Origin of the sequence: Enterobacter cloacae complex sp. IR5401 (assembly GCF_049238425.1) — a bacterium.
GTDB lineage: Bacteria > Pseudomonadota > Gammaproteobacteria > Enterobacterales > Enterobacteriaceae > Enterobacter > Enterobacter hormaechei_C.
In genome coordinates, this window is the sequence record NZ_JBMKHN010000003.1 from 369,143 (window position 1) to 381,031 (window position 11,889).

The following is an 11,889-nucleotide window of genomic DNA, read 5'->3' on the forward strand; positions in this document are numbered from 1 at the left end:
TCCTGACTTTCGTTTTTTGACATTTCGTCCAGACTTAATGCACATCACATCGTCGGAGGTTCCCTCCGGCGATGAGCACCTGAAGGAGGAAAAATGGCAAACCAAACCGTAATCAAGCTACAGGACGGCAACGTGATGCCCCAGCTGGGGCTAGGTGTATGGAAAGCCGGTAACGACGAGGTCGTCTCCGCCATTCATAAAGCCCTGGAAGTCGGCTATCGGTCCATCGATACCGCCGCCGCCTATAAAAACGAGGACGGCGTGGGAAAAGCGCTTGCCAGCGCCGGCGTTCCCCGGGATGAGCTTTTCATCACTACCAAGCTGTGGAACGACGATCAAAAGCGTCCCCGCGAAGCGTTGCAGGAGAGTCTGGAGAAACTCCAGCTCGATTTCGTCGATCTTTATCTCATGCACTGGCCGGTACCGGCTATCGACCATTACGTTGATGCCTGGAAAGGGATGATTGAACTGCAAAAAGAGGGGCTGATAAAAAGCATCGGCGTCTGTAATTTCCAGGTTCATCATCTGCAACGCCTGATTGATGAAACGGGCGTCGCGCCGGTGATTAACCAGATTGAGCTGCACCCGCTGATGCAGCAGCGCCAGCTTCATTCATGGAACGCCACGCACAAGATCCAGACTGAATCCTGGAGCCCGCTGGCCCAGGGCGGCGAAGGGGTGTTTGACCAGCAAATCATCCGTGAACTGGCGGATAAGTACGGTAAAACCCCGGCGCAGATCGTCATTCGCTGGCATCTGGATAGCGGTCTGGTGGTGATCCCGAAATCGGTCACGCCATCGCGTATCGCCGAGAACTTCGACGTCTGGGATTTCCGCCTGGATAAAGACGAGCTGGGTGAAATTGCGAAGCTGGATCAGGGCAAGCGGCTTGGGCCGGACCCGGATCAGTTTGGCGGGTAATCCCCTCACCCTGCCCTCTCCCCGGAGGGGAGAGGGTTAGACCTGTAGACCCGGTAAGCGCAGCGCCACCGGGTATTGTTACAGGTTTAACCGGTCTTACGTTTTACGTTCTTCTTCGTTCCCGCAACACCATTCGAACGCTGATGCGCAATCGGGGTATGTTTGGTCAGCGCCGGGCGCGTGTTGCGGTTCTGGCGGCGCGCTTCGCGCATCTCTTCCAGCGTTGGCGCAGGCACCAGGCAATCACGACGCGAGCCGATCAGGTGCTTTTTCCCCATCTCTTCCAGCGCCTGACGGATCAGCGGCCAGTTTTTCGGATCGTGATAGCGCAGCAGCGCTTTATGCAGACGGCGCTGTTTATCCCCTTTCGGCACCACCACGTCTTCGCTCTTATAACCAATCTTACTCAGCGGGTTTTTGCCGGTGTAATACATGGTCGTCGAGTTGGCGAGCGGCGACGGGTAGAAGTTCTGCACCTGATCCAGACGGAATCGACGCTGCTTCAGCCACAGCGCCAGATTCACCATGTCTTCATCACGGGTGCCGGGGTGTGCGGAGATGAAGTATGGGATCAGATACTGCTCTTTCCCCGCCTGTTTTGAGTAGGTGTCGAAGAGCTGTTTAAAGCGGTCGTAGCTGCCCATGCCCGGCTTCATCATTTTGGACAGCGGGCCTTCTTCGGTGTGCTCCGGGGCGATCTTCAGATACCCGCCCACGTGGTGCGTCGCCAGCTCTTTAATGTAGCGCGGATCTTCCACAGCGATGTCGTAACGCACGCCAGAGGCGATCAGGATCTTCTTGATGCCTTTCAGGTCACGGGCGCGACGGTAAAGGTTGATCGTCGGCTCGTGGTTGGTGTCCATATGCTCGCAAATGCTCGGATAGACGCAGGAGAGACGACGGCAGGTCTGCTCGGCGCGCGGCGATTTACAGCGCAGCATGTACATGTTGGCCGTTGGACCACCCAGATCGGAGATCACACCGGTAAAGCCCGGCACCGTGTCGCGAATGGCTTCGATCTCGTTAACAATCGACTCTTCGGAACGGCTCTGAATAATACGGCCTTCGTGTTCGGTGATCGAACAGAGTGAACACCCTATAATTCTGATCATTTAGAAATTTTTTTGCGTTTAAAATCAATGAATTGAAAGGTTTCATTTTTCTAAGTCTGATAAAACAGATGAAAACCCAACTGACTATACTCATAAAACTCAATCTTTGCGCTGCTGTACGATACCAGTAATTACAGGTGCCGAGTTTAACATCATGAAAAGTAGCCCAATAATGAATGACGCAACGCCAGCTGCGGTGCCTAACTTCTGACTGAACACCATTGAAACAAAGTACATATTTGGGATAAAAACGGACATAGCAATCACGAAAAGTAACTTATTCAGATAATTATTTATTCGGGTCTTAACCTCAACTCTATCATAAAAAGCCATCGAAACGTAAGCAGTTATCAGTGAATAAAAAGACCATGTCATATAGTTAACCGATTCATTAAATGCCTCTCGCAAAAGCAAAGCACTTTCTGTCATTCCCTACCTCATTAAATCAATAGAAAATAAATCTGAATAATTTATTTTTAAAAGAAAAGAACACAACATAACTTCAGTAGTTATGATTAATCCCTGAATGATTATTTCTTAGCAAGATATAACATGCTTAATGTATATCAGGCAATAAAAAAACTCCCAAAGACCACCGCTGTGGTCTTCAGGTATAGGATTTAAAGAACGAACTCAGTCCGGAAACGTATCACTATCTTCTGTAACGTCCGCTTTCTCTGGTAACATTCTGTTTTTAATATACTGTGAATTCCTGCAGATGAGAGGAAAAATCTCCGAGTTATTCATTATACAACTCGTTGCCGTACGGGCGTCCTCCGGAGACCATGATGAAAATGAAAACGTCTGACGGTCAAGCCATTGAGACAATAATACATTATCAACAGAAGCGCTAAACAGCGCCGCAATAGCCCTGCGTTCAACGGCCTTCTCAGGTTCAATAAACGACAACTCATTATGAAAACGGGTAATAATCGCAATACGGCTGTCAATACGAATATGTCTTTCAAGTAAGACATCGTGCAACTCATCAAGTACAGTCTCTCTCTGGGTATCGTCGAGGCAAGACCACAGAAAATGAATGTTCTCGGCATTTGTGACAACGTCTGGCTCTGCATCACGGAACCATGATGCAAAGATACCCACACTACCTTCCATCCGGATATGCTGCCCCTGAAGTTGCATTTGTTCAAGGATAAAGCGCATGTTCACAGGAAGAACCGTAAAACACTCAATAAGCCTTTCAGAAGAACTAAATACTCCACATGCCAGGGCGTTCAGCTTTTTCTTCAAAATATCAAACTGCTCACCTGACTGATATACGTCATGGAGAAATACTGGACCCATAGCATTCACATCAGACTCAATTATTTTCTCTGACAGTGCTTTTTGACGCTCTCGCACAAATATTAAAAGAGAGGTTGCATTTGTAGCTTCTTTGATGACGTCATACTGACCTTTAACAAAGCTCAGGACAGGTATATTCACCAGAAGACCTAAATCAACAATCCTGCCAACAGCATTTTTGATGTACGGCAGAACATTTTTATCCTTAAGTGCTATAAAGATACTCTCGGCAGTACGTAGATAACGAAGATATGCAGCCAAAGCCAGGTCAAACCGTTCCTCACCAATATGTTCACTGTACGACTCGATACCGGCATAGTTACCATGGAGCACCATGTGAGCAACAGCCTGTGCAGCAAATTCCGCAGGGAAGAGATTCCTCGTCGCCGTATTATTAAGATAATATTGATTTAAAACATTATTATTCCAGTCCGGGCTCAGAACAATTTTTCTGAAATGGATAACGTCCTCAACAACCTGACGATTTTTAAGCGTCATTATTGCAGAGCTAACCTGAGCCCCACCTGTACCATCATTCTTTCCAATTACGTTCTGTACCGCCTTCGATGCAATATTGATATGCCGGATAATTCCCGGATTAAAAAGGTCTATCTGAGGTTGCTCAGCTCCATAGCGTAACATCTCCTCCCGACCGTGATTTCCGATATCTAGTGTGCCAATTTTCAGGTTTGACAAGGTCTCTTCATTATTGACAAGGTATTCCACATAAAATACGCCATCTACAAAATTCTCCATTTTATTCAGTAGTGATTCACCGGCCAGAACAGAGTATGAATCAGCTTCCTGCAGCAACGTCTTCGTGGATTCAGCCTCCAATTTTTCTGAATCCTGAATTTCATCAAGTTTACTCACAATAAACGATATTTGCCTTTCGACGAAAGGCTCTAGGCTTATCCGCCCGTCAGCCATCAGTTTCTGCAGACTCAATACGAAACCTTCATCATTCTTTTCTCTGAGTGAAACAGCATAACTCTGATTCAGCATTTGCACTGCGACTTTGAGTTGCGGTTCGGCGAGAGCCTGACACTTCTCATCCATCCGGCTATAAGAAACCAGCCAGTCTCGCATCTGAATATGTGGTGCCACTCGCTGCCATGCTTCAGCGAAACCCCACAAGGCCGTCAGTTCTTCAAGCCGTGGGATATTTATAGCACCAATCGCGTCTTTAAGAGGCGTATCAAGCAACTCGCTCCTGGCAAGCTCCACCGTGGACTGATAGTGGATGCTCATCAGAAATTCGCTCCATCTTTCTGTATCGTTATTAAAAATTCGGGATATTTGTTGATAAGTTAGCGAGAGCATCTCGTCAAAATCATCCGGAGCAATACCGGGTTCGGTCTGACTAGCTTTGGGATCGCGAAGTAATACTTTAATATCTCGCTCCCCGTATCTGACCACCAGTAAGTAGAGAGCAATAAGAATATGGCGATGATCTTCTGTTGCAGGAACGGTAAGGTTCAGAATATGAATATCATTAACAAACTTCTTCATTAATCGCGGTGTGATACGAGGATACTCAGAGGGTTTCCAGCGCTCAAGCAACACAGTTGCTTCCCGGCACGCTATCCCTGCATCCTCATTTACTGTTTCTTTCCAGTACTGCCTTAACGCTTCCTGCCATCCTGCCGAAATAAGAGGAGGAACCTGAAAACTTACAGGAATCCGCTTTGCAATAAACTCACGCCCGCTGAAACCCGCCACAGAAAGTGAGGCTGAAACCTGTCTTGCCGAATAGGGCACCACTATCCTGAAGTGTTCATGAGTGGCTCCGGCAATAAGCTCCATATCACTCCAGAGCTCTTTCACTTTGTCTGCACTGATTCGGTCCAGATTATCAATGATAAGGATGAAGCGATCTCCATGGGAAATGACCTCTTTGGAGGTAAATCCCTGCAGAGCTTCAGCCAGCTCAATAGCTCCGACCTCCTTATTAACTAGCCAAGTCTCTTCAATCCTGTCAGTACTGTTGCGTTTGAACAAATCACCAATACTCGAATACCCTTTCTTTCTGTACCATTCCATGTTCTGCAGGCATGCCAGTCCTGCGACCATAATGGCAGGAGAAAGAAACGCGGCCACCTCAACATAAAAAAGCCACCCTAATAATGACTCCTTGTTAGTAAAATATTGATTAAGGTCTGTTAGCACATAACGAAGCATCTGCACGGAAAGCAATGACAGTAAAATAAAAACGACGGTCAACCAGCTTAGCCTGCTGCTGACCCTCTTGTCGTATTCAACGATGTTACCCAGAGCCAGATTTTTATACTTATCCAACACATCCCGGGAGCCCGGACATTGTAGGCTGACCCCGTGGTGGATGACATCGATAAGCGCTTTTTTAGTTGAGCCATGATGGTAACGTTCTGCATCAAAGTTAATGAACGTAAAATCATCTTTAAGCTTTTTCTGCAGGAACTTCAATATTGTTGACTTACCTGAACCCAGCTCACCTTCCAGACCAATAATATTGACATCAGGTGTCCTGATGATCTGAGCCACATTCTCTGCAACTTTTTCATGACTGCTGCCTCTAAACATATCCTGGTCAGCGGGTGATTCCGTCTGCAATCGTAGAGTCATTCAGCAATTTCCTTCGTTATAACGTAAGATTCTTTCACTATTAGACACAGTACAGAGCCCACAGCAACCAAATGACTGCAGCCGGGGCAGTTTAGTTTTAAGCATGCATAAGCCGATTTCGATGGAATCCCTTTCACACAATAATATTGAATTGAAGCAATGAAAACATTAATGTGTTTGTTGTGACTAGCTGCAGGGGCCTGGAAGAAATTTCAAAGCCTGACAAACCGGAACAGGGCTTGCTCTGCTCCGGTTTTATCCAGTTCATCTTGAAGCCCTTGTTTTTGTTACATATCCCTGCTCACTCTTTCAGCCATTGTTAAGCTTCTTGTGTGTAATCTGCGAATAATACGGATGCAAAATTGATGCAATGGATTATACATACCTACAGCGCACGTTACGCTGAGCTGAATCGAATTTCAGAGAACGTTCTTCGCTATTACCCTGCCCAGCCAGTTGAACACATTTTATCATCCGGCCCCGAGAGTGACATGTTCTCTGCCTGGTACAGCCTTCATCAGAGTCAAACTAGACGTTATTTACAGGCAAAAGAAGACAGCTACAGAGCTTAAGTCTGACATTATTCGTGGCTGTGTCTGCCTTCGGAGTTTTCAGCTTATCCCGATAACAGCGGTTTTGAAAAATTGACGTTTTTTACACCGGTACATTGCCCGAACGCAATCTCCCCCGTAGCGAAATACCGCCCCGCAGAAAATCGTCCATGCTCGGCATGCCCCTGGAACATCAGCATCTTTTCAATAAAGGTTTTACAGCCTATAGTCTGTATAACACAAAATACACCTTACCTGCTGTATTACAGGGCGGTACTCCCTACTCAGTCTGCGAGGCAGGTCACTTATGAATAATCAGTTCCCGATAAAAACGCTGAACCAGCTCAGACCTGTGCTAATCGGGTTTCGCAAAATCAAGGGCTTCACGCAAAAAGATGTGTCTGAGAGGCTTGGCGTAACGCAGCAAACCTATGCCCGCCTGGAAGCAAACCCTGCTAGCGCCAGTATTGATCGTCTGTACAAGGTATTCAGTATTCTGGGCGTAGAAATAACGCTGTCATCTATTTCCCCTTCACCCTTCATTTCCCACACAGAGATGAGGGGGGCATTTGACAGCACTCCCGCCAGACGGGAGAAATGGTGACTATTAGAAGTTTGCTAGTTTTGTCGAATGACGCCAACTACATGTCCGCATCCATCGAGTAGTGGCTTCAAGCCACGATTGTCACTGCCTCCGCTGCCTTTTTCCAGTAACTCTCTCCTTTTAATTCTAATATTTAGGGGTGTCAACGCAAAGCAGAAACGGCACCTTCTTTGCGAGACAGAAATGACCTGTGATTGCCTGGCCGATTTATGGCAGCTAAGTGCGAGAAGCGGATATAGCGAATTCGCCATTGTACGGGATTAGCAGGTTTACTGAAGCAACCTGCGATGGCGTTATGGCAATAGTCAGTCCCCTGTCCAGTCGGCATAGGTGGCCACCTCGTCACCGCCGGGGATAAACTGATTGAAGCCTCCGCGCAAAATCACTTATTCTTTTCCGTTAATAAAATGCAGGAGCAAAGTCATGACTGGCGAAATTCGTGGGCGAGGCAGGCCACGAAAAACAGAGAGTACCTATACAGGGTAAGGGTGCCAACTTACTGATTTAGTGTATGATGGTGTTTTTGAGGTGCTCCAGTGGCTTCTGTTTCTATCAGCTGTCCCTCCTGTTCAGCTACTGAAGGCGTGGTGCGTAACGGTAAAAGTACTGCCGGACATCAGCGCTATCTCTGCTCTCACTGCCGTAAAACATGGCAGCTACAGTTCACTTACATCGCCTCTCAGCCCGGTACACACCAGAAAATTATTGATATGGCCATGAATGGCGTCGGATGTCGCGCCAGTGCACGCATTATGGGCGTTGGCCTCAACACGATTTTACGACACTTAAAAAACTCAGGCCGCAGTCGGTAAACTCACGCATACAACCGGGCAGTGACGTTATTGTTTGCGCGGAAATGGACGAACAGTGGGGTTACGTCGGCGCTAAATCACGCCAGCGCTGGTTGTTTTACGCGTATGACAGGATACGGAGGACGGTTGTGGCGCACGTATTCGGTGAACGCACGTTGGTCACGCTGGAGCGTCTTCTGGGCCTGCTGTCGGCCTTTGAGGTCGTGGTATGGATGACGGATGGCTGGCCGCTTTATGAATCACGCCTGAAGGGAGAACTGCACGTTATCAGCAAGCGATATACGCAGCGCATTGAGCGGCATAACCTGAATCTGAGGCAGCATCTGGCAAGGCTGGGCAGGAAGTCACTGTCTTTCTCAAAATCGGTGGAGCTGCATGACAAAGTCATCGGGCATTATCTGAACATAAAACACTATCAGTAAGTTGGAGTCATTACCGGTGCTCTGATATATTTATTATACTATAGTGGGGTATGTGTTGATCTTAATGTAATACTCCCCTATAGTATAAGAAATACAGAGCAGTGAGGTAAGCAATGCCCAGTACTCCTGAAGAGAAAAAAAAGGTCCTAACCCGGGTTCGCCGTATCCGGGGTCAGATTGATGCTCTGGAAAGAGCACTTGAAAGTGGCGCTGAATGCCGTTCCGTTCTCCAGCAAATCGCCGCCGTCCGGGGCGCCGCTAACGGACTGATGGCAGAGGTGCTGGAGAGCCACATACGGGAAACCTTTGACCAGAATGACAGCTACAGTCATGAAGTCAGTAAATCAGTTGACGATACGATTGAGCTGGTTCGTGCCTATCTTAAATAGGTGAGGCCATTATTACATTGAGGATATATTACGTATGAAATCACGTGCCGCTGTTGCATTTGCACCAGGGAAGCCCCTGGAGATTGTTGAAATTGATGTTGCTCCGCCTAAAAAAGGCGAGGTGCTGATTAAAAACACCCACACAGGTGTCTGCCATACCGATGCCTTTACCCTCTCAGGGAATGACCCTGAGGGCGTTTTCCCGGTGGTTCTCGGCCACGAGGGAGCCGGTATCGTCGTTGAAGTTGGTGAAGGCGTCACCAGTGTGAAGCCGGGTGACCATGTTATTCCGCTCTACACCGCTGAATGCGGGGAGTGTGAATTCTGCCAGTCCGGTAAAACGAACCTCTGTGTATCGGTTCGCGAGACTCAGGGCAAAGGACTGATGCCTGACGGGACCACTCGCTTTTCATACAACGGTCAGCCTCTTTACCACTACATGGGATGTTCCACATTCAGTGAATACACCGTTGTGGCCGAGGTTTCTCTGGCAAAAATTAACCCGGAGGCGAACCATGAACACGTCTGCCTGTTGGGTTGTGGCGTGACTACCGGTATTGGCGCCGTCCATAACACGGCTAAAGTGCAGCCGGGCGATTCAGTTGCCATTTTTGGTCTGGGGGCAATTGGTCTGGCTGCGGTACAGGGGGCCCGTCAGGCAAAAGCGGGACGTATTATCGCTATCGATACTAATCCGACAAAATTTGACCTGGCCCGTCAGTTCGGGGCCACTGACTGCATTAACCCGAATGATTATGACAAACCGATTAAAGATGTTCTGCTGGATATCAACAAGTGGGGTATTGACCATACCTTTGAATGTATCGGTAACGTTAACGTCATGCGTGCAGCGCTGGAAAGTGCTCACCGTGGGTGGGGGCAGTCCGTTGTCATTGGTGTCGCAGGGGCCGGACAGGAGATTTCCACCCGTCCTTTCCAGCTGGTCACCGGGCGCGTATGGAAAGGTTCCGCGTTTGGCGGAGTAAAAGGCCGCACTCAGCTCCCCGGTATGGTCGAGGATGCCATGAAGGGGGATATTGACCTTGAGCCATTTGTAACCCATACGATGACACTGGATGAAATCAATGACGCCTTCGAGCTTATGCATGAAGGCAAATCTATCCGGACAGTGATTCATTACTGATCCCATCAGAATTTTAATCAACTCAAACTGAAGGAAGTGGAAAATGACAACTCCGGTAATTTCTGGTGACGGCATCTTTTCTCATGTGTTCATTGGCGCAGCCGATGTCGAGAAATCCTCCGCATTTTACGATGTCGTCCTGGGCACGCTTGGTATCAATAACCTCGGCCCGTTTGGCAACGGCTGGGTACTCTATGGCCGCGAAAAGCCGGCATTTATCATTGCCCGTCCGGGCAACGGTGAAGCACCTTCCGCTAACGGGGTGACTGTCGGCTTCGCTGCTGCCACCCCGGAAGAGGTTGATGCTTTCCATGCTGCCGGCCTTGCCGCCGGTGGAGCTGATGAAGGTCAACCTGGCCCGCGTGGTCACCTTCCCGGGGCCTATGCTGCCTACCTGCGGGATCCGGCGGGTAACAAAATCACGGCGTATACGTTTATCTGACGTCCGGATTTAAAGATACTTCCCCTGGCTTCGGTCAGGGGAAATAACCATGAGATAACGGCTGATGGAACTCATTGAGCAGCATGCCAGCTCTGGCGGCTGGCAAAACGTGTACCGGCATTATTCACAATCCCTTAATTGTGAAATGAATTTCGGTGTGTATCTTCCTCCCAAAGCAGTAACAGAAAAACTGCCGGTACTATACTGGTTGTCGGGCCTGACCTGTACTGAGCAGAATTTCATCACCAAATCAGGTATGCAGCATTATGCAGCCCGGCATAACGTCATCGTTGTTGTCCCGGATACCAGTCCCCGGGGTAATAATGTCCCGGATGCCGACAGTTACGATCTTGGCCAGGGGGCCGGTTTTTATCTGAACGCGACGGAACAGCCGTGGAATGTTCATTACAGGATGTATGACTATATTCTCAGAGAGCTTCCGGATGTCGTCATGAATCATTTTCCTGCAACGGCAAGAAAATCTATATCCGGTCATTCTATGGGAGGGCTGGGTGCTCTGGTGCTGGCTCTGCGAAATCCTGGTGAATATGTGAGCGTATCAGCATTTTCCCCGATAGTATCGCCTTCTCAGGTGCCATGGGGGCAACAGGCATTTAGCGCTTACCTGGGTGAAAACAGAAAAACGTGGGAAGCCTACGATCCAGTCAGCCTCATTTTACAGGGTGAAAAATTACCAGAAATCTTCATTGATCAGGGGCTGAGTGACGCCTTTTATGAAGAGCAACTGCGCACCAAAATCCTTGAGAGAGTATGCAATGAGATGAACCTCAATGCGTCGTTCCGATATCATACTGGATACGACCACAGCTATTATTTCATTTCCAGCTTTATTGGTGAGCACATTGCTTACCATGCCAACAGGCTCAGGCTGTCAGCATGAGTTGATTTCCAGCCTCAGAAAATGTGCTTAATTTTCAGGCCTGAACAGGGCCTGAACCCTGCAGACCTGAGATGTACTGTAACTGGTGGCTTCAGCAGTTTCTCTTATGCTCAGTTTCTTGACCTGTCGGTAATACAGAACTTTCTTATGTCGTTCCTGATCGGCCTGTTTGCCCCGGTGAATAGCCACGGATAATCTAGACACTTCCGAGCCGTTGATGGACTGACCCCGCCCCGGTAGACGATCCTGCCCTATAGTTTGGACTGACCCCACGCCTGTAGACAAATCCTGTCCTCACGACGAGGCCTGTTCGAAGGCCTCCGGACTGACGCCGCCGAGGTGGCTGTGGCGCCGGGACCGGTTATAGAAGACTTCAATGTAATCGAAGATCCGCCCGGGCCAGATCCCTGGTTTTATATATGCGTTTTCTGATCCGTTCTTTTTTCAGCGAACTGAAGAACGATTCGGCCACCGCATTATCCCAGCAGTTGCCACGCCGGCTCATGCTCGGCGCCAGGTTATTGGCCCGGTAGAAGCGCTGCCAGTCGTCACTGCCGTACTGGCTGCCCTGGACGCCCTTCTAAGAGTCAAGCTGTTATCGGGATACTGTTGATCCGCCTGTTTTGATTGCGCAGTAACGTGTAAACTTCGCGGGAGATATATCGCTTTAGACAGCGTATCG

At 48.6% G+C, this 11,889-nt stretch carries 9 protein-coding genes and 3 pseudogenes; 7 read left to right on the forward strand and 5 right to left on the reverse strand.

Annotated elements, in window-relative coordinates:
* Positions 1 to 93 precede the first annotated feature (93 nt).
* Positions 94 to 921 carry a 2,5-didehydrogluconate reductase DkgA gene (gene dkgA / locus ACOTX1_RS07370; RefSeq protein ID WP_023314848.1) on the forward strand — a complete coding sequence of 276 codons (828 nt, stop codon included), beginning with the start codon at positions 94 to 96 and terminating at the stop codon, positions 919 to 921.
* 86 nt (positions 922 to 1,007) lie between these two features.
* Here the strand turns inward: dkgA and ACOTX1_RS07375 are convergent.
* The 3 genes and pseudogenes from ACOTX1_RS07375 to ACOTX1_RS07385 all read right to left on the reverse strand — a co-directional run.
* A pseudogene (locus ACOTX1_RS07375) lies at positions 1,008 to 2,018 on the reverse strand (radical SAM protein); the annotation flags it as partial.
* Positions 2,019 to 2,132: 114 nt separating this feature from the next.
* Positions 2,133 to 2,462 (reverse strand): hypothetical protein, encoded by a 330-nt coding sequence (locus ACOTX1_RS07380; RefSeq protein WP_000140246.1) that lies wholly within the window; start codon positions 2,460 to 2,462, stop codon positions 2,133 to 2,135.
* A 204-nt stretch (positions 2,463 to 2,666) separates the two neighbouring features.
* On the reverse strand, positions 2,667 to 5,942 hold the full coding sequence (locus ACOTX1_RS07385; RefSeq protein WP_021242119.1) for a P-loop NTPase fold protein: 3,276 nt from the start codon (positions 5,940 to 5,942) through the stop codon (positions 2,667 to 2,669).
* A gap of 858 nt (positions 5,943 to 6,800) precedes the next feature.
* Between ACOTX1_RS07385 and ACOTX1_RS07390 the strand changes: the two genes are divergently transcribed.
* The 6 genes from ACOTX1_RS07390 (at position 6,801) to fghA (ending at position 11,207) form a co-directional block, all read left to right on the forward strand.
* Entirely contained in the window at positions 6,801 to 7,097 is a 297-nt protein-coding gene (locus ACOTX1_RS07390; protein WP_017384073.1) for a helix-turn-helix transcriptional regulator, read from the forward strand.
* 536 nt (positions 7,098 to 7,633) lie between these two features.
* Positions 7,634 to 8,331 (forward strand): IS1 family transposase gene (locus ACOTX1_RS07395; RefSeq protein ID WP_223479951.1). Its coding sequence is split into 2 segments (ribosomal slippage): positions 7,634 to 7,883 and positions 7,883 to 8,331, totalling 699 coding nucleotides; the frame shifts between segments, so codons are not numbered across the junction.
* A gap of 113 nt (positions 8,332 to 8,444) precedes the next feature.
* Positions 8,445 to 8,720: a formaldehyde-responsive transcriptional repressor FrmR gene (gene frmR, locus ACOTX1_RS07400; RefSeq protein ID WP_017384071.1), complete on the forward strand. Its 276-nt coding sequence runs from the start codon at positions 8,445 to 8,447 to the stop codon at positions 8,718 to 8,720.
* A 34-nt stretch (positions 8,721 to 8,754) separates the two neighbouring features.
* Entirely contained in the window at positions 8,755 to 9,864 is a 1,110-nt protein-coding gene (gene frmA / locus ACOTX1_RS07405) for an S-(hydroxymethyl)glutathione dehydrogenase (RefSeq protein WP_017384070.1), read from the forward strand.
* Between the two features lie 43 nt (positions 9,865 to 9,907).
* A complete protein-coding gene (locus ACOTX1_RS07410) occupies positions 9,908 to 10,306 on the forward strand; it encodes a VOC family protein (RefSeq protein ID WP_012561111.1) in 399 nt (132 codons plus the stop codon).
* Positions 10,307 to 10,370: 64 nt separating this feature from the next.
* Positions 10,371 to 11,207, forward strand: coding sequence for an S-formylglutathione hydrolase (gene fghA, locus ACOTX1_RS07415; RefSeq protein WP_012561110.1), 837 nt, complete (start codon positions 10,371 to 10,373; stop codon positions 11,205 to 11,207).
* A 27-nt stretch (positions 11,208 to 11,234) separates the two neighbouring features.
* Here the strand turns inward: fghA and ACOTX1_RS07420 are convergent.
* A pseudogene (locus tag ACOTX1_RS07420) lies at positions 11,235 to 11,387 on the reverse strand (resolvase); the annotation flags it as partial.
* A gap of 114 nt (positions 11,388 to 11,501) precedes the next feature.
* A pseudogene (locus tag ACOTX1_RS07425) lies at positions 11,502 to 11,778 on the reverse strand (IS3 family transposase); the annotation flags it as partial.
* Positions 11,779 to 11,889: the final 111 nt, after the last annotated feature.